The sequence below is a fragment of the Burkholderia sp. WTPI3 genome (genome assembly GCF_021483755.1).
Lineage (GTDB): Bacteria > Pseudomonadota > Gammaproteobacteria > Burkholderiales > Burkholderiaceae > Burkholderia.
On sequence record NZ_JAGIXF010000069.1, the window covers coordinates 1 to 21,254 of the forward strand.

Below are 21,254 nucleotides of genomic sequence, written 5' to 3' on the forward strand. Positions count from 1 at the left end.
TGCGGGTCCGGCCCGCGCATGCGCGCGGATCGCGAGCCTCGGCTATGCGGTGCCGGGCACCGTGCTCGCGATCGGCCTGCTGATCCCGTTCGCGGCGGCCGACCGGCTGCTCGGTGCGACGCTCGGCCGCGACGGGCTGCTGCTGATGGGATCCGCGGCCGCACTGGTGATCGCCTACGCCGTGCGTTTTCTCGCGATCTCGACCGGCAGCATCGAGGCCGGCCTCGCACGGATTCCGCCGTCGCTCGAACAGGCCGCGCGCTCGCTTGGCGAGACGGCCGGCGGCACGCTGCGCCGCGTACACCTGCCGCTGCTGCGGCCCGCGCTCACGACGAGCGCACTGCTCGTCTTCGTCGACGCGATGAAGGAGTTGCCGGCGACGCTGCTGCTGCGCCCGCTGAATTTCGACACGCTCGCGACCTGGCTTTATGCGGAAGCCGCGCGCGGCACCTATGAGGAAGGAGCGGTCGCCGCGCTCGCGATCGTGCTGGCCGGGCTCGTGCCGGTAATCCTGCTCGCGCGCACCCGCCACAAGATCGGAGCCTGAAACCGTGAACCTGCTCGAACTCGACGACCTCTGCGTCGCCTACGACACGCCGCAAGGCCGCCGCACGGTGGTCGACGGGCTGAGCCTCGCGCTGCCGCGCGGCGACATCGGCTGCCTGCTCGGCGCATCGGGTTGCGGAAAGACCACCGTGCTGCGCGCGATCGCCGGCTTCGAGCCGGTGCGCATGGGGCGCATCGTGCTGGACGGCACCCCCGTCGCCGCGCCGGCGCTCGACGTGCCGCCCGAGCGGCGGCGCATCGGGATGATGTTCCAGGACTACGCGCTATTCCCGCACCTGAACGCGGCCGAGAACATCGCGTTCGGCCTGCGCCGGATGCCGAAGGCCGAGCGCCGCGTGCGGGTCGCCGACATGCTCGATCTCGTCGGGCTCGCCGATTCGGGCGGCGCCTATCCGCACGAGCTGTCGGGTGGCCAGCAGCAACGCGTCGCCCTCGCCCGTGCGCTCGCGCCGTCGCCGGAACTGCTGCTGCTCGACGAGCCGTTCTCGAATCTCGACGTCGATACGCGCGAGCGGCTCGCGTTCGAACTGCGCGAAATCCTGAAGCGCACCGGCCACACCGCGATCCTGGTCACGCACAACCAGGCGGAAGCATTTGCGATCGCCGACCGGATCGGCGTGATGAAGGATGGCCAGCTCGCGCAATGGGACACGCCGTATGCACTGCATCGCCATCCGGCCAGCCCGTTCGTCGCGGAGTTCGTGCGCCGCGACGCGCTGGCGGACGAACGCGCGCGCGCACTCGCACGGGGCCGCTGAGCGCGCGGTCACGGCGCGTATCGTTGTCGGGGGCGGCGTACCCGCACGCCGCGCCGCACCTTGCCGCCTTGCCGCGTAAGGCCGGCCTGGTGCCGCCCTTATGCCGGCTCGGAAAGATCGCGCACCGGCAGCGCGGTCGAATACTTGATCTGCTCCATCGCGAACGACGAGCTGACGTCGAACAGCGGCACCGTCCGGATCAGTTGCTTGTACACGCGATCGTAATCGTCGATGCCGGCCACCACCACGCGCAGCAAGTAGTCGGTCTCGCCGCTCATCCGGTACACCTCGACGACCTCCGGCATGTCGCGCACGGCCTGCGTGAAGCGCTGCGCCCACTCTTCGGTGTGCTGGTTGGTGCGGATCGCGACGAACACGGTCGTGCCGACGCCGAGCTTGCGCGGATCGCACAGCGCGACCTGCGCGCGGATCGCGCCGGTTTCCTTGAGCCGCTGCACGCGCTTCCAGCATGGCGTCTGCGACAAGTTCACCCGCTGCGCGAGCTCCGCGATCGGCAGTGTGGCATCTGCCTGCAACAGCTCCAGCAGCTTGCGATCGATGGCATCCATTTACCCGGTCCTTCTTCGATAGAAATTTTTTCTATGCATTCAGCATGACGGGGAACAATATGGAAACCGCTGCGCCGCGTCGACCGGGATAAATACCAATCGAGCGCGAGACGATTCGCCGTATGCACTTCCGTTCGCACCGAAAGGCCCGAAATCAGCATGCCAAACGAAACGGGCGACTCCCCCCGTCAAGGGGGAGCCGCCCGAAATCACGACCCGTTGCGGGGTGGCGCCGCGTGCAATCCATATGCCGCCGCTTACGCACCGCCCGCCGCGATGCCGCTCAATACGCGACCGTCGCGATCTCGCGCACGAAGCTGTGCTGCTCGAGCGCATCGACGAACGCGACCGCGTAGTCTTCCGCCGAAATCTTGCTGTTGCCCTGCGCGTCCGCGATCAGCTTGCCGGCGCCGGTACGGAACGTGCCTGTGCGCTCTCCCGGCGCGATCAGCGCGGCCGGCGCGAAGAACGTCCAGTCGAGGTCGCTGACCGTTTCGAGATAGTCGAGCGCATCGCGATGCGCAAGCGCGACCGCCTTGTATGCGTCCGGGAAGCCTTCGGTGTCGACGAGTTGCTTGCCGGGCGCCACTTCGAGCGAACCGGCGCCGCCCACCACGACGAGCCGCTTCAGGCCCGCTTCGCGCGTGCCGGCAACCAGCGCCTTCGCAGCCGCGACGACCTTCGCGGCATCGTCCTGTTTCGGACCGTACGCGCTCGCGACGACGTCGTGCCGCGGCAACGCAGCCGCAATGCTGGCCGCATCGAACAGATCGGCCACCTTTGCAGTGATGCCGTCGCCGGCCGTGCCCGGATGGCGCGACAGCGCGGTCACGCGATGGCCGCGACGCGCGGCTTCCACGGCGATGCGCGAGCCGATCATGCCGGTGGCGCCAAACAGCGCGATGTTCAAGGTACGTTGCGTCATATCGATTCTCCAGAAATAAAAAGTAACTATAGTAATTACATATAAGACCGAAAAAAAACGGAGCAAACGCCCCGTTGCGCCGACCGCCGCGCATGCGCGCCGCCGGCTTCCTGCCCTGCATCTTCCATTGCCCGCGCCTACCCGCCCGCGCTTCCGGCAGCCCGGCCGCGCTGCTCCGATTCGAGCACGTCTGCCGTGACGTCGGCCAGCGTGCGCGTGGCGAGCGATGCTTCCATCGCACGCTGCGCGTCGCCGATATAGTCGATCAGCGCGCCCTGGATGTGCCGTCCGACGAGGCACGCCGGATTCGGCGCCTCGCGGTGCAGCGCAAAGAGCTGCGCATCGTCGACCGCGCGATACACGTCGAGCAGCGTGATGTCGCCGGGCTCGCGCGCCAGCAGCGCACCGCCTCCGGCGCCAAGCTGCGACGTGGTGAGCCCCGCGGCCGCCAGCATCGACAACAGCCGGCGGATCAGCGCCGGATTCGTGTTCACGCTGCCAGCAATGATCTCGGACGACAGTGGCGCACCTTCCTGCATCGACAGCAAGGCAAGCACGTGAACGGCAAACGCGAACCGGCTGCTGGTATTCATTCCTCACTCACTCGGCTGACGCCGGCCCGGACAGCGGCCGGCGTCAATATGTAACCACTATAATTACATTTCACGGATTATGCAAGCACGCGTTCAGTTGCTGGCCGGCTTCGCGTCTGTCGCATTCTGCTGGCTCCATTGCTGGAGCTTCTTGCCGGCCTCCGCCATCTTCGCGCCTGCTTCGGATGCCGCATGCGCGACGACAGACGAAGCCGCCGCATCGAACTGCGCCTGCGCGGCGGAGGCGAGACCGCTCGCGGACAGCGGCGGCACGGCCGACGCCGCCGACGCGATACCGGCCTTCGCGGCATCGATCTGCTGGTTGACGGTGCTCGCCACCTGATCGAGCGCCTTGGCCGCATTGTTCGCGGCATCGGCGGCCGCGCTCGCGGCCGTATCGGGTTGCGTGGCCGGCGTGCCGGACTTCTCGCAGCCAGCGAGCAACAACGCGGCGCCGATGGTCGCGACCGCCAGTACAGAGCCGGGCGCGCGACGCGCCCGCCAAGTCTTCATCTTCATCAGCAATCTCCGGCCGAGCATCGCACGGCCTGAATGGTTGGACCGACGTCGATGATACCGCCTGCAGAACGGGGCCAATGACGACTCACGATTAAAAATGCCTTTCAATTTCGGATTCGTCTGATTCAATCGCAGGCGCAACGACACTAAAGTGGGCACGCTTCGATCCGCTTCGTCCGTCTCTCGCTCCTTCATGGCTTTCCTCATCGACTGGTTCATCGCGCTGGCTGCCGTGCTCGCCACTACCCTGTTCCTGTGCCTGCGCCCCCCGTCCGCACAGCGCCTGCGCGACGCCGGGCACGCGCGCCGCATCGCGTCCGCGCGCCTGCTCGCACAGGCCGTGATCGGCTTCTGGACGGCCGCGCTGATCGTCGCGCAAGGCATCCTCGGCCCCGACGGCAGCGGCCAGTCGCCCGCGGGCATTGCGGCGCTCGCATTCGCCGCGCTCGGGCTGGCGGCCGTGGCGACTTACTGGTCGGCGTGCGCGTTGCGGCTGCGCCGCCCGCGCATGCTGTTCGCGCGACGCTGACGCGCCAGCACGGTGCATCGCGGCGCACCACGCCGCACCGCGCCGCGCGTCGCACGCACCAGTTACGCACGACGCGCACCACACACGTGCATTCGATGCGGCCCGTTGCCCCCGCCTCGCCTGCCCCGCGATCGTGCACGCCTCACCCGAATGCCACACCGCCGGGCCTTCAGCACCAATTGCACGCAGCCGTTCACCAAGTTGGCTCGATACTTGCATTCGTTGCCCGTTTTTTGCGCAAGGAAGCCACGGCATGGATGGTCTGAAATCCGGCGTCGACACACTGTTCCTGTTGATCGGCGCCGTTATGGTGCTCGCGATGCACGCGGGCTTCGCATTTCTCGAGCTCGGCACGGTCCGCAAGAAGAATCAGGTCAACGCACTCGTGAAAATCCTGGTCGACTTCTCGGTGTCGACGCTCGCGTACTTCTTCATCGGCTATACGATCGCGTACGGCGTCGAGTTCTTCGACGACATCGGCACGCTGTCGCAGCACAGCGGCTACGCACTCGTGCGTTTCTTCTTCCTGCTGACGTTCGCGGCGGCCATTCCCGCGATCGTGTCCGGCGGCATCGCCGAGCGCGCGAAATTCAATCCGCAGCTCGTCGCGACGCTGATCATCGTCGGCTTCATCTATCCGTTCTTCGAAGGGATCGCATGGAACGGCCGCTTCGGCGTGCAGGACTGGCTCACGCATGCGTTCGGTGCGCCGTTCCACGATTTCGCGGGCTCGGTCGTCGTGCACGCGTTCGGCGGCTGGGTCGCGCTGCCGGCCGTGCTGCTGCTCGGCGCGCGCCACGGCCGCTATGCGAAGGACGGCCGGATCGCCGCGCACCCGCCGTCGAACATCCCGTTCCTCGCGCTCGGCGCGTGGGTGCTCGCGGTGGGCTGGTTCGGCTTCAACGTGATGAGCGCGCAGACGCTCGACAAGATCAGCGGCCTCGTCGCGGTGAACTCGCTGATGGCGATGGTCGGCGGCACGCTCGCCGCGTGGATGGCCGGCCGCAACGACCCGGGCTTCACGTACAACGGCCCGCTCGCGGGCCTCGTCGCGGTATGCGCGGGCTCCGACGTGATGCACCCGATCGGTGCGCTCGTTACGGGCGCCGTGGCCGGCGCGCTGTTCGTCGCGATGTTCACGTGCGTGCAGAACAAGTGGCGCATCGACGACGTGCTCGGCGTGTGGCCGCTGCACGGCATGTGCGGCGCGCTCGGCGGGCTCGCGGCCGGCGTGTTCGGACAGCCCGCACTGGGCGGCCTCGGCGGCGTGTCGTTCGTGTCGCAGCTCATCGGCACGCTCGGCGGCATTGCGATCGCGACTGCGGGCGGCACGCTCGTCTACGGCGCGCTGAAGGCGACCGTCGGGCTGCGTCTGGACCGTGAAGCCGAATTCGACGGCGCCGACCTGTCGATCCACCGCATCTCGGCCACACCCGAGCGCGACTGAGCGCGACCGAGCGCATTCGAGCGCGAGACGGACATCCGGCAGCCTGCCTGACGGATGTCCGTCGCAACATTACGTTTTCAATTCAAAAAACTTTCATCCAGCACCCCTACACTTCCGTCCAGTTTTCAACTCGCCTTCGCAAAGCCTGCAAGTTGCCTGCCTCGCGAAGACGACTCTTCCAACAATCGAAACTGGACTCCACATGCCCGCGTTGCCCAATGCTTCCCGTCGTCAGGCCCTGAAGATCCTCGCCGGCGCGCCCATGCTGCCTCTTTCCGGCCTCGCGCTGCCAGCCCTGCTGACGGGCTGCGGCGGCGACGACAACCCCGCTTCAGTCACGACGCCGGCTGCTGCCGCCTACACATCGGCGGCATTCTCGGCGATGGCCGCCCCGACGCTCGACAATGCGGCCGCGATGGCCACCACGACGGTCGGATCGACGCTGTCGGTGTCGTTCTCCGACGGCTCGTCGCGCAACTTCAAGCTCGCGTACCGGCCGTTCTTCGTGACGGGCGACATGGTGCCGGACGGCAAGGGCGGCACGACGCTCGCAGGCGGCTACTACGACATCAACAACCAGCCGATCATCGATCGCTCGGTCGCCGGCAAGGAGCGCCAGTTCTATTCGGACTGCCCGGACGGCAGCTCGCTGCTGACGGTGAAGAACGCGAACGTGGCCGGCGTGAAAGGCAACACGGTATTCGCGGTCGTGCAGTTCGAATACACGACGCGCGACCAGGCAAGCGCATCGCAGTACGGCCAGCTGCCGTCGCCGATCGCGGTCATCACGCTCGACCAGGATCCGGCGAACGGTGCGCTGAAGGTCGTCAAGTATCACAACGTCGACACGTCGAAGGCGCACGGCCTGTGGATCACCTGCGGCGCGAGCCTGTCGCCGTGGGGCACGCACCTGTCGAGCGAGGAATACGAGCCGGACGCGACGAAGGCCGCGACCGACGCGCAGTTCAAGGCATTCAGCAAGAATACGTTCGGCGACGAGGCCAAGGCGAACCCCTATCACTACGGCCACCTGCCCGAGATCACGGTGAACCCGGACGGCACGGGCACGGTCAAGAAGCACTATTGCCTCGGCCGCATCTCGCACGAACTGATCCAGGTGATGCCGGACCAGCGCACCGTGATGATGGGTGACGATGCAACCAACGGCGGCGTGTTTATGTTCGTCGCCGACAAGGCGGCCGACCTGTCGGCCGGCACGCTGTACATCGCGAAGTGGACGCAGACATCGTCCGCCGGCGCCGGCAGCGCGACGCTGACGTGGATCAAGATCGGCCACGCGACGAGCAGCGAAATCGAGGCGCTCGCGAACAAGCTGAAGGCGTCGGACATCATGGACCTGACGACGACCGACCCGAACGATGCGAGCTACACGAAGATTCACTTCGGCGGCAAGTTCAACTGGATGCGCATCAAGCCCGGGATGGAAAAGGCGGCCGCGTTCCTCGAGACGCACCGTTATGCGGCGCTGATCGGCGGCAGCATGGCGTTCACGAAGCTCGAGGGCACGACGGTCAACGCGAAGGACAAGATCGTCTACACGGCGATGTCGCGGATCGAAACGTCGATGGTCCAGGGCAATGCCGTGTCGCGCGACGTCGCGGTCGACAAGAAGATCGCCGCGGGCGCCGTCTACGCGCTGAACCTGAAGGCCGGCCAGCGCGACACGTCGGGCGCCGCGATCGACAGCGAATGGGTGCCGGTCGACATGAGCGCGCCGGCCGCGCTCGTCGGCGAGGATCTCGCGACGGCGGACGCGCTGGGCAACCTCGCACACCCGGACAAGATCGCGAACCCGGACAACCTGAAGTTCTCCGAAAAGCTGCGCACCCTCTTCATCGGCGAAGACTCGGGCATGCACGTGAACAACTTCCTGTGGGCGTACAACGTCGATACGAAATCGCTCACGCGCGTGCTGTCGTGTCCGGCCGGCGCCGAATCGACGGGCCTGCACGCGGTCGACGAGATCAACGGCTGGACGTACATCATGAGCAACTTCCAGCACGCGGGCGACTGGGAGTCGCCGCTGCACGACAAGGTCAAGCCGACGCTCGATCCGCTCGTGCGCGCGAACTTCAAGGACCGGTTCGGCGCCAGCGTCGGCTACCTGACCGCGGAGCCGACCAGCATCAAGCTCGCGAAGGCCTGAGCATCGCGCGAGGGACAGCTCGCCCGATCGACGGTCCCTCGCCGCCCCGCTTCTTCATCACGTTTCATTCGTCGGCGCTCCACGCCGGTTTATGCGCGATGCCCGTTCGGGCGTCGCGCTTTTTTTCGTGCGCCGCACACACGCGCGCGCGCGGTCGAACGGGCGTTTTCAAACGATCGGGGATAATACGGGCCTGACGCGTCCGGCGGACGGGCAAAAAAAAGCGCCACGGAAACCGTGGCGCTAAAAAAGTTCTAGCCATTCCGAGGGCCGTGCTAGAACCTGAGAGACTGCGCGAAACACCGTTGCCGGTTAAACTCCTGAAACGATGTTTCGAAAACGTGAGACATTCTTTCCGTTTCCGCCCGACAAGTCAAGCGGTATTTGCACCGGTTTCTTCACTTTCCGGTAACGCTGCCTTGAGCGTTTTCCTAATAAACCAAGGGTGAACCCGTAAAATATCATCCGATGAACGCTTCACCCGTGGAACGCGCATGTTTTGACAATTATCGTACGATACCAACAAAATTGAAATCGAGTTTCGGAAATAGAGAGAATCCCTCGTGTCGACATCTGTAACGCCTCCCGTGCCCCGAGAACGCGAATCGTCGCCCGACGAAATCACCGCGCTCGCACGCGGCCTCGCCGTGCTGCGCCGCATCGCAGCGGCCGACGCACCGGTCAGCAATCGCGAGCTGACCGAACTGACCGGCATCCCGAAGCCGACCGTATCGCGCATCACGGCGACGCTCGTCAGCGCCGGCTTCCTGTTCCAGTTGCCCGACAGCGAGCGCTTCGTCCTGACCGCGTCGGTGCTCGAGCTGAGCCACGGTTTCCTGCGCAACTTCGACATCCGCGCGCGCTCGCGGCCGTTCATGATCGAACTCGCCGAGCGCACGTCGCTGTCCGTGCACCTCGCGGTGCGCGACCGGCTCGACATGGTCGCGATCGACGTGATCCGGCCGCGCTCGGCCGTGCTCGTCACGCGCCTCGAGATCGGCTCGCGGATGGACATCGCGCGCACCGCCGTCGGCCGCGCCTATCTCGTGGCGCTGGAGAACGACGAGCGGCGCGCGCTGCTCGACGCGCTGCGCATGACGGCCGGCGACGACTGGCCGCACGTCTCGGCTCGCCTGACCCCTGCGCTCGAAGATGCGATGCGCGAAGGCCATGCGATCGCAATCGGCGAATGGCGCGAAGGGCTGAACGCGGTTGCGGCCGGATTCGTCGGTCCGTCGGGCCAGCGCTACTCGGTCAATTGCGGCGGCGCGGCGAGCCAGTGCTCGCCCGAATGGCTGCAGGAACACGTGGTGCCCGCGCTGCACGAATGTATCGCGAAAATCACTCGCGAGATCGGCGGCGCGCCAGCCCGACGGGGCGACCTGTAATCGATTCGTCATCGTTCTGTCGCGTTCTGTAACGAGCGTAACCCGTTGAAAGATAGACTACTGGACTCTAACGGGGACGGGACGTAGGATCATGCCCATCGTCGCGCCGCATTCGCGGTGCGCACCGCTCTTTTCTCGCGCGGATCGGAAGGGCCCGGACCGAGCCAGCCCTCCGGCACCGCATGCCCACGCGCAGCTCCGCGCCCGTTGCCCCGGCACGCCGCGCCGTCTTCCTGACAGAACACGATGGACAACCAACAAAAGCCCACGCCCCCTTCGAAGGATCCCGCCTCCCCCGCCGCTCGCCGTCCGCGCCGCACACTGGTGCTCGGGACGCTTGCGGTCGTCGTCATCGGCGGCCTGCTGTGGTGGCATCCGTGGAGCCGTACGCCGGCCGGCGCGCCGGCAGCGGGCGGCGCGGCGTCCGGCGCCGCTGCAGGCGGTGGCGGGGGCGGTCATCGCGGCCGCGGCGGTCCCGCGGCGATGGCGAACGTGCCGCAACCGGTGTCGGTCGCGACCGCAACGCAAGGCGAGATGCCGATCGTGCTGTCCGCGCTCGGCACCGTGACGCCGCTCGCGAACGTGACGGTCAAAACGCAACTGTCGGGCTACCTGCAGTCCGTCGCGTTCCAGGAAGGCCAGATCGTAAAGAAAGGCGACCTGCTCGCGCAGATCGATCCGCGCCCGTACCAGGTGGCGCTCGAGAACGCCGAAGGCACGCTCGCGCGCGACCAGGCACTGCTCGCGACGGCCCGCATCGACCTGAAGCGCTACCAGACGCTGCTGTCGCAGGACTCGATCGCGTCGCAGACGGTCGACACGCAGGCCTCGCTCGTCAAGCAATACGAAGGGACGGTGAAGACCGACCAGGCGGCGATCGATTCCGCGAAGCTGAACCTCACGTACGCGCGCGTCACGGCGCCGGTGTCGGGCCGCGTCGGCCTGCGCCAGGTCGACCCGGGCAACTATGTAACACCGGGCGATACGAACGGGATCGTCGTGATCACGCAGCTCCAGCCGATGAGCGTGATCTTCACGACGTCGGAAGACAACCTGCCGCAGATCCTCAAGCAGGTGAACGCAGGCCAGAAGCTGTCGGTCACCGCATACAACCGCGACAACACGGTGCCGCTCGAAACGGGTTCGCTCGCAACGGTCGACAATCAGATCGATACCAGCACCGGCACGGTCAAGCTGCGCGCGATGTTCGATAACAAGGGCGGCCTGCTGTTCCCGAATCAGTTCGTCAACACTCGGCTGCTCGTCGACGTGCTCCGCAATGCGACCATCGTGCCGACGTCCGCGGTGCTGACCGGCTCGATCGGCCAGTTCGTCTACATCGTGAAGCCCGACAACACGGTGACGGTGCGCAAGGTCACGGCCGGCCCGGTCGACGGTGAGCGCACGAGCATCGCGAGCGGCGTCGCGATCGGCGAGCGCGTCGTCACCGACGGCTCCGACCGGCTGCGCGAAGGCGCGAAAGTCACGATCCCGGCCGACAAGCCGAAAGGCGCGCATGGCGCCGGAGCGGCGTCTGGCGCCTCGGGTACGGCCGGCCACCACGGCGGACACAAGCATGGCGCGTCGCAGGCTGCGGCCCCCGCGGCCCAGTAACGCGCGGGCCGCTCGATGAATCCATCCCGCCTCTTCATTCTCCGGCCGGTCGGCACCGCCCTCCTGATGGCGGCGATCATGCTGGCCGGTATCGTCGCGCTGCGCTTCCTGCCGCTCGCCGCCCTGCCGGAAGTCGACTACCCGACGATCCAGGTCCAGACCTTCTATCCGGGCGCGAGCCCGGAGGTGATGACGTCGTCGGTCACCGCGCCGCTGGAGCGGCAGTTCGGCCAGATGCCGTCGCTGAACCAGATGTCGTCGCAAAGCTCGGCCGGCGCATCGGTGATCACGCTGCAGTTCTCGCTCGACCTGCCGCTCGACATCGCCGAACAGGAAGTGCAGGCCGCGATCAACGCGGCCGGCAACCTGCTGCCGTCCGACCTCCCGGCCCCGCCGATCTACGCGAAGGTCAACCCGGCCGACGCGCCGGTGCTGACGCTCGCGATCACGTCGAAGACCCTGCCGCTCACGCAGGTGCAGGACCTGACCGACACGCGTCTCGCGATGAAGATCTCGCAGATCGCGGGCGTCGGCCTCGTGAGCCTGTCGGGCGGTAACCGGCCGGCGGTGCGGATCCAGGCGAACCCGACCGCGCTCGCGCAGTACGGGATGAACCTCGACGACCTGCGCACGACGATCTCGAACCTGAACGTGAACACGCCGAAGGGCAACTTCGACGGCCCGACGCGCGCGTACACGATCAATGCGAACGACCAGCTCACCAGCGCCGACCAGTACAACGACGCGGTGGTCGCGTACAAGAACGGCCGCCCGGTGATGCTGACCGACGTCGCGAAGGTCGTCGCCGGCTCGGAGAACACCAAGCTCGGCGCGTGGGTCGATTCGGAGCCCGCGATCGTGCTGAACGTGCAGCGCCAGCCGGGCGCGAACGTGATCGCGACTGTCGACGCGATCAAGGCGCAGTTGCCGAAGCTGCAGGAAACACTGCCCGCGGCGCTCGACGTGCAGATCGTCACCGACCGCACGACGATGATCCGCGCGGCCGTGCGCGACGTGCAGTTCGAACTGCTGCTCGCCGTCGCGCTGGTCGTGCTGGTGATGTACCTGTTCCTCGCGAACATCTACGCGACCATCATCCCGAGCCTGTCGGTGCCGCTGTCGCTGATCGGCACGCTCGCGGTGATGTACCTGGCCGGCTTCTCGCTGAACAACCTGTCGCTGATGGCGCTCACCATCGCGACCGGCTTCGTCGTCGACGATGCGATCGTGATGATCGAGAACATCGCGCGCTACGTCGAGGAAGGCGACACCGGGCTCGAGGCCGCGCTGAAGGGCTCGAAGCAGATCGGCTTCACGATCATCTCGCTGACGGTGTCGCTGATTGCGGTGCTGATCCCGCTGCTGTTCATGGGCGACGTGGTCGGCCGCCTGTTCCACGAATTCGCGATTACGCTCGCTGTGACGATCGTGATCTCGGCGATCGTGTCGCTCACGCTCGTGCCGATGATGTGCGCGAAGCTGCTGCGCCATTCGCCGCCGCCCGAGAGCCACCGCTTCGAGGCGCGCGTGCACCGCGGGATCGACTGGGTGATCGCGCGCTACGCGGTCGCGCTCGAATGGGTGCTGAACCGCCGGCGCTCGACGCTCGTCGTCGCGCTGATCACGCTCGGGCTGACCGCCCTGCTCTACGTGTACGTGCCGAAGGGCTTCTTCCCCGCGCAGGATACCGGCGTGATCCAGGCGATCACGCAGGCGCCGCAGTCGATTTCGTACAGCGCAATGGCCGAACGCCAGCAGGCGCTCGCGGCCGAGATCCTGAAGGATCCGAACGTGGAGAGCCTCACGTCCTTCATCGGCGTTGACGGCAGCAACATCACGCTGAACAGCGGCCGGATGCTGATCAACCTGAAGGCGCGCGACGATCGCTCCGAAACCGCTGCGCAGATCATCCGCGACCTGCAGCAGCGCGTCGCGAACGTGACGGGCATCTCGCTGTTCATGCAGTCGGTGCAGGATCTGACGATCGACTCGACCGTGAGCCCGACGCAGTACCAGTTCATGCTGACGAGCCCGAACGAGGACGAGTTCGCGACCTGGGTGCCGAAGCTCGTCGCACGGCTGCAGCAGGAGCCGTCGCTCGCCGACGTCGCGACCGACCTGCAGAGCAACGGCCAGTCGGTCTACATCGAGATCGACCGCGCGAGCGCCGCGCGCTTCGGCATCACGCCGGCGACCGTCGACAACGCGCTGTACGACGCGTTCGGCCAGCGTATCGTGTCGACCATCTTCACGCAGTCGAACCAGTACCGCGTGATTCTCGAGTCCGAGCCGAAGGAACAGCACTACGCCCAGTCGCTGAACGACATCTACCTGCCGTCCGCGGGCGGCGGCCAGGTGCCGCTGTCGTCGATCGCGTCGTTCCACGAACGGCCGTCGCCGCTGCTGGTCTCGCACCTGTCGCAGTTCCCGTCGACGACCATCTCGTTCAACCTCGCGCCGGGCGCGTCGCTCGGCGAGGCCGTTAAGGCGATCGACGCCGCGGAGAAGGACATCGCGCTGCCCGGCTCGTTCCAGACGCGCTTCCAGGGGGCCGCGCTCGCGTTCCAGGCGTCGCTGTCGAACCAGCTGTTCCTGATCCTCGCGGCCGTCATCACGATGTACATCGTGCTCGGCGTGCTGTACGAGAGCTACATCCACCCGATCACGATCCTGTCGACGCTGCCGTCGGCCGGCGTCGGCGCGCTGCTCGCGCTGATGATCACCGGCCACGACCTCGACATCATCGGGATCATCGGGATCGTGCTGCTGATCGGGATCGTGAAGAAGAACGCGATCATGATGATCGACTTCGCGCTCGAGGCCGAACGCGTCGAAGGCAAGCCGCCGCGCGAGGCGATCTATCAGGCGTGCCTGCTGCGGTTCCGGCCGATCCTGATGACGACGCTCGCAGCACTGCTCGGCGCGGTGCCGCTGATCGTCGGCTCCGGCGCGGGCTCCGAGCTGCGCCAGCCGCTCGGGATCGCGATCGCGGGCGGCCTGGTCGTGTCGCAGGTGCTGACGCTGTTCACGACGCCGGTGATCTACCTCGGCTTCGACAGCCTCGCGCGTCGCGTGCGCGGCTGGTTCGAACGGCACGGCCCCGCCGCCGGCAAGCACACTGATGCGTAAGCCATGAACCTGTCGCGCCCCTTCATCACCCGCCCCGTCGCGACGACGCTGCTCGCGCTCGGCGTCGCGCTCGCGGGCCTGTTCGCGTTCATCAAGCTGCCGGTGTCGCCGCTGCCGCAGGTCGACTTCCCGACCATCTCGGTGCAGGCGTCGCTGCCCGGCGCGAGCCCGGAGACGGTCGCGACCAGCGTGACCAGCCCGCTCGAGCGGCACCTCGGCTCGATCGCCGACGTCACCGAAATGACGTCGACCAGCACCGTCGGCAACGCGCGGATCATCCTGCAGTTCGGGCTGAACCGCGACATCGACGGCGCCGCGCGCGACGTGCAGGCCGCGATCAATGCCGCGCGCGCCGACCTGCCCGCATCGCTGAAGAGCAACCCGACGTACCGCAAGGTCAACCCGGCCGATTCGCCGATCATGATCGTGTCGCTGACGTCGGAAACGTCGTCGCCCGCGAAGCTGTACGACGCCGCGTCGACCGTGCTGCAGCAGTCGCTGTCGCAGATCGACGGGATCGGCCAGGTGACGGTGAGCGGCTCCGCGAACCCGGCCGTGCGCGTCGAGCTCCAGCCGCAGGCGCTGTTCCACTACGGGATCGGCCTCGAGGACGTGCGCGCGGCGCTCTCGTCCGCCAACGCGAACAGCCCGAAGGGCGCGATCGAGTTCGGCCCGCAGCACTACCAGCTCTATACGAACGACCAGGCGTCGCAGGCATCGCAGTACCGCGATCTCGTCGTCGCGTACCGCAACGGCGCGGCCGTGCGGCTGTCGGATCTGTCCGACGTCGTCGATTCGGTCGAGGATCTGCGCAACCTCGGCCTGTCGAACGGCAAGCGCGCGGTGCTCGTGATCCTCTACCGCTCCCCCGGCGCGAACATCATCGACACGATCGACCGCGTGCGCGCGGCGCTGCCGCAGCTCACCGCGTCGCTGCCGGCCGACATCACGGTCACGCCGGTACTCGACCGGTCGACCACCATTCGCGCGTCGCTGAAGGACACCGAGCACACGCTGCTGATCGCGGTCAGCCTCGTCGTGATGGTCGTGTTCCTGTTCCTGCGCAACTGGCGCGCGACCCTGATCCCGAGCGTGGCGGTGCCGATCTCGATCATCGGCACGTTCGGCGCGATGTACCTGCTCGGCTTCTCGATCGACAACCTGTCGCTGATGGCGCTGATCGTCGCGACCGGGTTCGTCGTCGACGACGCGATCGTCGTGCTGGAGAACATCACCCGCCACATCGAGAACGGCAAGCCGCGGCTGCAGGCCGCGTTCGACGGCGCCCGCGAGGTCGGCTTCACGGTGCTGTCGATGAGCATTTCGCTCGTCGCGGTGTTCCTGCCGATCCTGCTGATGGGCGGCATCGTCGGGCGCCTGTTCCGCGAGTTCGCGCTGACGCTGTCGCTCGCGATCGCCGTGTCGCTCGCGGTCTCGCTCACGGTCACGCCGATGATGTGCGCGCGCCTGCTGCGCGAGCCGCACGAGGTCGAGGACGAAGGCCGCTTCGGCCGCTTCCTCGAGCGCGTCTTCACGCGAATGCAGCGCGGCTACGAGCGTTCGCTGTCGTGGGCGCTGCGCCGCCCGCTGCTGATCGTGCTGATCCTGTTCGCGACGATCGGTCTCAACGTCTACCTGTATATCGTCGTACCGAAGGGCTTCTTCCCGCAGCAGGACACCGGGCTGATGATCGGCGGCATTCGGGCCGACCAGTCCACGTCGTTCCAGGCGATGAAGCAGAAGTTCACCGAGATGATGCGGATCGTGCAGGCCAACCCGAACGTGCAGAGCGTCGCGGGCTTCACCGGCGGCACGCAGACCAACTCGGGCTTCATGTTCGTGATGCTGAAGGATCGCACCCAGCGCAAGCTGTCCGCCGACCAGGTGATCCAACAGTTGCGCAAGCCGCTGTCGGACGTCGCGGGCGCGAGCACGTTCCTGCAAGCCGCACAGGACATTCGCGTGGGCGGCCGGCAGAGCAACGCGCAGTACCAGTTCACGCTGCTCGGCGATTCGACCGCCGATCTGTACAAATGGGGGCCGCTGCTGACCGAGGCGCTGCAAAAACGCCCCGAACTGACCGACGTGAACTCCGACCAGCAGCAAGGCGGCATGGAGGCAATGGTGACGATCGACCGGGCAACCGCCGCGCGATTCGGCATCAAGCCCGCGCAGATCGACAACACGCTGTACGACGCGTTCGGCCAGCGCCAGGTCTCGACGATCTACAACCCGCTGAACCAGTACCACGTCGTGATGGAAGTCGCGCCGCAATACTGGCAGAGCCCGGAGATGCTGAACCAGGTATGGATCAGCACGTCGGGCGGCAGCGCGAACGGCTCGCAGACCACCAACGCCGCCGCCGGCACCTTCGTCGCGACGTCGGCCGGCACGTCGAGCGCCGCCACGGCCGCCACCAGCGCCGCGGCGATCGCCTCCGATTCCGCGCGCAACCAGGCGCTGAACTCGATCGCGTCGAGCGGCAAGTCGAGTGCGTCGTCGGGCGCGTCGGTGTCGACGTCGAAATCGACGATGATCCCGCTGTCGGCGATCGCGACATTCGGCCCGAGCACGACGCCGCTGTCGGTCAACCACCAGGGGCTGTTCGTCGCGACGACGATCTCGTTCAACCTGCCGCCGGGCGTGTCGCTGTCGCAGGCGACCCAGGTGATCTACCAGACGATGGCGCAGATCGGCGTGCCGCCAACGATCGTCGGCAGCTTCCAGGGCACCGCGCAGGCGTTCCAGCAATCGCTGAACAACCAGCCGATCCTGATCCTCGCGGCGCTGCTGGCCGTCTACATCGTGCTCGGGATCCTGTACGAGAGCTACATCCACCCGATCACGATCCTGTCGACGCTGCCGTCGGCCGGCGTCGGCGCGCTGCTCGCGCTGCTGCTGTTCAAGACCGAGTTCAGCATCATCGCGCTGATCGGCGTGATCCTGCTGATCGGCATCGTGAAGAAGAACGCGATCATGATGGTCGACTTCGCGATCGACCAGACGCGCACTGGCCACAAGTCGTCGTTCGATGCGATCCACGAGGCGTGCCTGCTGCGCTTCCGGCCGATCATGATGACGACGATGGCGGCACTCCTCGGCGCGCTGCCGCTCGCGTTCGGGCACGGCGACGGCGCCGAGCTGCGCGCGCCGCTCGGGATCGCGATCGCCGGCGGCCTGATCATGTCGCAGGTGCTGACGCTCTATACGACGCCGGTCGTCTATCTGTACATGGACCGGCTGCGGGTATGGAGCGAGAAGCGCCGCAACCGCCGCAGCAACTCGGGCGGCCCGGCGGTGGCCGGCGAGTAACGCACGAGCGGCCGCCCCGGGCGGCCGCTTGCACGCTTGAACACCGGCGGCGATCGGCTATCGTGTGTCCATGCGCACCCTCGCGCCCGTTCCCGGGGACACACCATGAATGTCCAGCTAAACCATACGATCGTCTGGTGCCGCGACAAGCACGCGTCGAGCCGCTTTCTCACCGGGCTGCTGGAACTGCCGGCACCGACGCCGTTCGGCGCGATGCTGGTCGTCCAGCTCGACAACGGCGTGTCGCTCGACTTCTACGAACAGGACGGGGAGATCGCGGCCCAGCACTACGCGTTCCTGACCGACGAAGCCGGCTTCGATCGCGTGTACGCGCGCATTCGCGAGCAAGGGCTGCCGCACTGGGCCGATCCGGCGAAGCGGCAGCCTGGCGACATCTACCGCCATAACGGCGGTCGCGGCGTGTATTTCGACGATCCGGACGGTCACTTCCTCGAGGTGATGACGCGCCCGTACGTGCTGAACGGATAACGGCGCCTCGACCGGCATTGCACCGGCCGGGACGCCTGGCGCGGGCGGCGCCGCGAGTCGGGCACCGCCCCGCCCGCCGCCCCTTACTCGGCGGCGGCGGCCGTCTTGCGCGGACGGCGCGCGCGTGCAGCCGTCTTGCGGGCCGGTTTCTTCGGCTTCGCATCGGCCGGCGCGTCACCGGTCGCTTCCTGGGCCGCGTCGCCACCCGATGCACGGGCCGCTTCAGTTGCCGATTCGACCCGCGCAGCTTCATGCGACGGCTGCGCGGCGGTGCCCGAACCGGCGAACTCGCCGGCCGGCGGCGTCACGTGCTTCGCCGCGGTGTGGCGATCGTCGCCGTGCTCGGCGTCGCGATGCGTCGCTTCGGCATGCTTGTCGTCCGCATGCTTGTCGCCACCGTGCTTCACGCTACCGTGCGCTGCGTCGTCCGGCTTCGCCGCCGCATGACGAGCGGCACCCTTCGCGTCGCCGCCCTTCTTCACGCCGGCCTTCTTCGCCGCGCTCTTGCGCGTGCGCTTGCGGCCGTCCTTCGCATCGCCGTGGGTGTCCGTCACCGCGACCGCGTCGGGCGCTTCGATCGCGCCAGCCGCTTCGGCCGTTTCCGCACGCATGTTCGCCGCTTCGGCCGTCACGTCGATCACGGCCGTCTCCTGCACGTCGACCTGCACGCTTTCCTGCACGGCTGCGGCCGATTGGCCCCGCTGGCCGCGACGCCGCGGCTCGCGCTCGGCCGGCGCCGGCTCCGCATGACGCGCGCCATGGCCGTGATGGCCGGCACCCGTGTCGCGCGCGGCCGGCGCCTGCTCGGCCGCCGCGGGCTGGCGCGGCCGCGACACGAACGCGCCCGACTTGTCGTCGCGCCCCACTTCAAGCAGGCCGCGCGCCTGCGCTTCGTCGAGCAGGTTGCCGAACGCGCGGAAACCGTAATACGACTCGTTGAAATCCGGCTTGCGGCGCTTGATCGCGCTCTTGAGCACCGACGCCCAGATCTTGCCGACGTCGTCGCGCTCCGACGCGAGCGCATCGAACGTCTCGACCGCCAGCGCGATCGCCTCGGTCCGGCGCGCTTCCATCTCGGGCTTGCGCGACGGCTCGTCGGGCCGCTTCGCGCCGCCGTTGCCGGTGCGCTGCTGTTCGCGCTTCGCCAGCGCGCGTTGCTGCTCGCGCACCAGATCGTCGTAGAAAATGAATTCGTCGCAGTTCGCGACCAGCAGATCCGACGTCGACTTCTTCACGCCGACCCCGATCACCTTCTTCGCGTTCTCGCGCAGCTTCGACACGAGCGGCGAAAAATCCGAGTCGCCGCTGATGATCACGAACGTATCGACGTGCGACTTCGTGTAGCAGAGATCGAGCGCGTCGACCACGAGCCGGATGTCGGCCGAGTTCTTGCCCGACTGGCGCACGTGGGGGATCTCGATCAGCTCGAAGCTCGCCTCGTGCATCGACGCCTTGAAGCCCTTGTAGCGCTCCCAGTCGCAATAGGCCTTCTTCACGACGATGCTGCCCTTCAACAGCAGGCGCTCCAGCACGGGCTGGATGTCGAATTTCTCGTACTTCGCGTCGCGCACGCCGAGCGCGACGTTCTCGAAGTCGCAGAACACGGCCATGCTGATATTGTCCAGGGGTAATGCCATGTGTACTCCAACCGGTTGGTCGCCGCGTTGTATTCACTAGCGGCGAAAAATGCATCGCGCACATGATAGCCCGTCGGCGGGTCGATCCCGCAATCCGTGCGCAGCGACGGTGCCATGACGGGCCCCGCCGGACCATGCCCGCCGCCTGCATGCGGTACGGCCCTCATTACCTGAGCGCCGCCCGCCCAAATCGACATACACTTGAGTATCGGTCGTCCGTCCCTATCTGGAAGGATGACGCATCGAGCAAGGAGCGCTTTCATGACGACGAAGGTACTGCTGATTGGCGCAACGGGCCGCACCGGCCTGGCCTGCGCGGATCTGCTGCTCAAGCAGCCGGAATTCGAGGTGACTGCGCTGGTGCGCCGGCACGGCTATGCGCTGCCCGGCGCGAAGGTCGTCGAGGCCGATCTGACGGGCGATTTCTCCCACGCGTTCCAGGGCATCACGCACGTGATCTACGCGGCCGGCTCGGCCGAGTCGGAAGGCGCCGCCGAAGAGGAGCAGATCGACCGCGACGCAGTCGCGCGCGCGGCCGAGCATGCGCTCGCCTACAACGTGCAGAAGCTGGTCGTGATCAGTTCGCTGAGCGCGTACTGGCCGGAGCGCAGCGGCGACTCGCTGCGCCATTATTCGCAGATGAAGCGCGAAGGCGACGAGCGCGTGATCGCGTCGGGCATCGACTACGTGATCCTGCGCCCCGGCCCGCTCGCGGACGGCCCGGGCGTCGGCAAGATCGCGCTGACCGAGGAGCCGCTCGACGCGGCGCCGCCCGTCTCGCGCCAGGATGTCGCATGGGCTGCGATCGAAGCGATCAAGCTCGGCATCTCGCGCAAGGTCATCGGCTTCGTCGGCGGCAGCGTGCCGATCGAACAGGCGTTGCGCGCGTAACGCTCCCGCGCCGCCGCACGGCGGCGTTGCGGTTCGTTGCCGGGCGGGCCCGCTGCGCGCCGCTTACTGCTTCGGATGCGCGTCGGCCCACGCCTTCACCGCGCCGAGCGTGTTCTCGACGTGCTTGTCCGGCGACAGGCTCGTGTATTCGTAGATCACCTTCCCTTCCGGCGAAATCACGTAGGACACGCGGTTCGCGCGATCGAGCGCGGGCAGCTTCGCGTCGTATTCGCGGATGATCTTCGCGTCCGGATCGGCCGCGACCGGGAACTTGCTGCGGCACTCGCTCACCGAGAACTTGGTCAGCGTGTCGATGTTGTCCGCGGATACGCCGATCACCGTCGCACCGTAAGCCTTGTAACGATCGACCGCATCGGCGAACGCATGCGCCTCGATCGTGCAACCCTTCGTGAAGGCAGCCGGGTAGAAATACAACACGACCGGTCCGTGCTTCAGCGCATCGGCGAGCGAGTACGTGTAAGTCTTGCCGCCCAGCGACGCCTGCGTCGTAAAGTCGGGCGCATTGTCGCCCGGTTTCAGTTGCGCCTGCGCGACCAGCGCATGACCGGCCACCAGCAGCGCCGCCGCGGCGCCCACCAACAGTTTTCGCTTCATCTGCGTCCTCATTTCTTATAAAGTCAGCCTCAATGTAGGCCATGCCGCCGTTCGCCTGCCGAACGTCTCCCTGCATAACCCGACCCGGTGGCAGCGCCAGCCGCG

17 protein-coding genes are annotated in these 21,254 nt (G+C 67.1%); 11 read left to right on the forward strand and 6 right to left on the reverse strand.

The window, feature by feature from the left end:
• Both J7024_RS28025 and J7024_RS28030 read left to right on the forward strand, forming a co-directional pair.
• Nucleotides 1–547, forward strand: a 547-nt coding sequence (locus J7024_RS28025) for an ABC transporter permease (RefSeq protein ID WP_234745641.1), incomplete at its 5' end; no start/stop codon positions are given.
• Nucleotides 548–551: 4 nt separating this feature from the next.
• On the forward strand, nucleotides 552–1,325 hold the full coding sequence (locus J7024_RS28030; RefSeq protein ID WP_124829654.1) for an ABC transporter ATP-binding protein: 774 nt from the start codon (nucleotides 552–554) through the stop codon (nucleotides 1,323–1,325).
• A gap of 98 nt (nucleotides 1,326–1,423) precedes the next feature.
• Here J7024_RS28030 and J7024_RS28035 read toward each other — a convergent pair whose 3' ends face one another.
• The 4 genes from J7024_RS28035 to J7024_RS28050 form a co-directional block, all read right to left on the reverse strand.
• Nucleotides 1,424–1,894: an Lrp/AsnC family transcriptional regulator gene (locus J7024_RS28035; RefSeq protein ID WP_096509011.1), complete on the reverse strand. Its 471-nt coding sequence runs from the start codon at nucleotides 1,892–1,894 to the stop codon at nucleotides 1,424–1,426.
• A 283-nt stretch (nucleotides 1,895–2,177) separates the two neighbouring features.
• Nucleotides 2,178–2,819: an NAD(P)-dependent oxidoreductase gene (locus J7024_RS28040; protein WP_234745642.1), complete on the reverse strand. Its 642-nt coding sequence runs from the start codon at nucleotides 2,817–2,819 to the stop codon at nucleotides 2,178–2,180.
• A gap of 137 nt (nucleotides 2,820–2,956) precedes the next feature.
• Nucleotides 2,957–3,412 (reverse strand): Rrf2 family transcriptional regulator, encoded by a 456-nt coding sequence (locus tag J7024_RS28045; protein WP_124829656.1) that lies wholly within the window; start codon nucleotides 3,410–3,412, stop codon nucleotides 2,957–2,959.
• Nucleotides 3,413–3,505: 93 nt separating this feature from the next.
• Nucleotides 3,506–3,931 (reverse strand): hypothetical protein, encoded by a 426-nt coding sequence (locus tag J7024_RS28050; protein ID WP_124829657.1) that lies wholly within the window; start codon nucleotides 3,929–3,931, stop codon nucleotides 3,506–3,508.
• 193 nt (nucleotides 3,932–4,124) lie between these two features.
• Here J7024_RS28050 and J7024_RS28055 point away from each other — a divergent pair, with 193 nt between their 5' ends.
• The 8 genes from J7024_RS28055 (at nucleotide 4,125) to J7024_RS28090 (ending at nucleotide 18,006) form a co-directional block, all read left to right on the forward strand.
• Nucleotides 4,125–4,460 carry a hypothetical protein gene (locus J7024_RS28055; RefSeq protein WP_175770328.1) on the forward strand — a complete coding sequence of 112 codons (336 nt, stop codon included), beginning with the start codon at nucleotides 4,125–4,127 and terminating at the stop codon, nucleotides 4,458–4,460.
• 253 nt (nucleotides 4,461–4,713) lie between these two features.
• A complete protein-coding gene (locus J7024_RS28060) occupies nucleotides 4,714–5,907 on the forward strand; it encodes an ammonium transporter (RefSeq protein WP_098549255.1) in 1,194 nt (397 codons plus the stop codon).
• Between the two features lie 202 nt (nucleotides 5,908–6,109).
• Entirely contained in the window at nucleotides 6,110–8,074 is a 1,965-nt protein-coding gene (locus tag J7024_RS28065; protein ID WP_124829659.1) for a PhoX family protein, read from the forward strand.
• 563 nt (nucleotides 8,075–8,637) lie between these two features.
• Entirely contained in the window at nucleotides 8,638–9,462 is an 825-nt protein-coding gene (locus J7024_RS28070) for an IclR family transcriptional regulator (protein ID WP_124829660.1), read from the forward strand.
• Nucleotides 9,463–9,708: 246 nt separating this feature from the next.
• The gene (locus J7024_RS28075; protein WP_124829661.1) at nucleotides 9,709–11,076 is read left to right on the forward strand and encodes an MdtA/MuxA family multidrug efflux RND transporter periplasmic adaptor subunit; all 1,368 of its coding nucleotides are present in this window, start codon (nucleotides 9,709–9,711) and stop codon (nucleotides 11,074–11,076) included.
• A gap of 15 nt (nucleotides 11,077–11,091) precedes the next feature.
• Nucleotides 11,092–14,205: an MdtB/MuxB family multidrug efflux RND transporter permease subunit gene (locus J7024_RS28080; RefSeq protein ID WP_124829662.1), complete on the forward strand. Its 3,114-nt coding sequence runs from the start codon at nucleotides 11,092–11,094 to the stop codon at nucleotides 14,203–14,205.
• 3 nt (nucleotides 14,206–14,208) lie between these two features.
• Nucleotides 14,209–17,517, forward strand: coding sequence for an efflux RND transporter permease subunit (locus J7024_RS28085; protein WP_175751083.1), 3,309 nt, complete (start codon nucleotides 14,209–14,211; stop codon nucleotides 17,515–17,517).
• Nucleotides 17,518–17,622: 105 nt separating this feature from the next.
• On the forward strand, nucleotides 17,623–18,006 hold the full coding sequence (locus tag J7024_RS28090) for a VOC family protein (protein ID WP_124830925.1): 384 nt from the start codon (nucleotides 17,623–17,625) through the stop codon (nucleotides 18,004–18,006).
• 83 nt (nucleotides 18,007–18,089) lie between these two features.
• Here the strand turns inward: J7024_RS28090 and J7024_RS28095 are convergent, their stop codons facing one another.
• Nucleotides 18,090–19,643, reverse strand: coding sequence for an NYN domain-containing protein (locus tag J7024_RS28095; RefSeq protein ID WP_124830926.1), 1,554 nt, complete (start codon nucleotides 19,641–19,643; stop codon nucleotides 18,090–18,092).
• 261 nt (nucleotides 19,644–19,904) lie between these two features.
• Between J7024_RS28095 and J7024_RS28100 the strand changes: the two genes are divergently transcribed.
• Nucleotides 19,905–20,534: an NAD(P)H-binding protein gene (locus tag J7024_RS28100; RefSeq protein ID WP_234745643.1), complete on the forward strand. Its 630-nt coding sequence runs from the start codon at nucleotides 19,905–19,907 to the stop codon at nucleotides 20,532–20,534.
• A gap of 63 nt (nucleotides 20,535–20,597) precedes the next feature.
• Here the strand turns inward: J7024_RS28100 and J7024_RS28105 are convergent, their stop codons facing one another.
• Nucleotides 20,598–21,149, reverse strand: coding sequence for a peroxiredoxin (locus J7024_RS28105; RefSeq protein ID WP_124830928.1), 552 nt, complete (start codon nucleotides 21,147–21,149; stop codon nucleotides 20,598–20,600).
• Nucleotides 21,150–21,254: the final 105 nt, after the last annotated feature.

Excerpts from the sequence above, each read along its gene's own strand:
- J7024_RS28080 (WP_124829662.1), top strand. The coding sequence starts at position 11,092 with ATGAATCCATCCCGCCTCTTCATTCTCCGGCCGGTCGGCACCGCCCTC.
- J7024_RS28040 (WP_234745642.1), bottom strand. The coding sequence starts at position 2,819 with ATGACGCAACGTACCTTGAACATCGCGCTGTTTGGCGCCACCGGCATG.
- J7024_RS28105 (WP_124830928.1), bottom strand. The coding sequence starts at position 21,149 with ATGAAGCGAAAACTGTTGGTGGGCGCCGCGGCGGCGCTGCTGGTGGCC.
- J7024_RS28100 (WP_234745643.1), top strand. The coding sequence starts at position 19,905 with ATGACGACGAAGGTACTGCTGATTGGCGCAACGGGCCGCACCGGCCTG.
- J7024_RS28045 (WP_124829656.1), bottom strand. The coding sequence starts at position 3,412 with ATGAATACCAGCAGCCGGTTCGCGTTTGCCGTTCACGTGCTTGCCTTG.
- J7024_RS28055 (WP_175770328.1), top strand. The coding sequence starts at position 4,125 with ATGGCTTTCCTCATCGACTGGTTCATCGCGCTGGCTGCCGTGCTCGCC.
- J7024_RS28050 (WP_124829657.1), bottom strand. The coding sequence starts at position 3,931 with ATGAAGATGAAGACTTGGCGGGCGCGTCGCGCGCCCGGCTCTGTACTG.
- J7024_RS28035 (WP_096509011.1), bottom strand. The coding sequence starts at position 1,894 with ATGGATGCCATCGATCGCAAGCTGCTGGAGCTGTTGCAGGCAGATGCC.
- J7024_RS28085 (WP_175751083.1), top strand. The coding sequence starts at position 14,209 with ATGAACCTGTCGCGCCCCTTCATCACCCGCCCCGTCGCGACGACGCTG.
- J7024_RS28090 (WP_124830925.1), top strand. The coding sequence starts at position 17,623 with ATGAATGTCCAGCTAAACCATACGATCGTCTGGTGCCGCGACAAGCAC.
- J7024_RS28095 (WP_124830926.1), bottom strand. The coding sequence starts at position 19,643 with ATGGCATTACCCCTGGACAATATCAGCATGGCCGTGTTCTGCGACTTC.
- J7024_RS28065 (WP_124829659.1), top strand. The coding sequence starts at position 6,110 with ATGCCCGCGTTGCCCAATGCTTCCCGTCGTCAGGCCCTGAAGATCCTC.
- J7024_RS28060 (WP_098549255.1), top strand. The coding sequence starts at position 4,714 with ATGGATGGTCTGAAATCCGGCGTCGACACACTGTTCCTGTTGATCGGC.
- J7024_RS28075 (WP_124829661.1), top strand. The coding sequence starts at position 9,709 with ATGGACAACCAACAAAAGCCCACGCCCCCTTCGAAGGATCCCGCCTCC.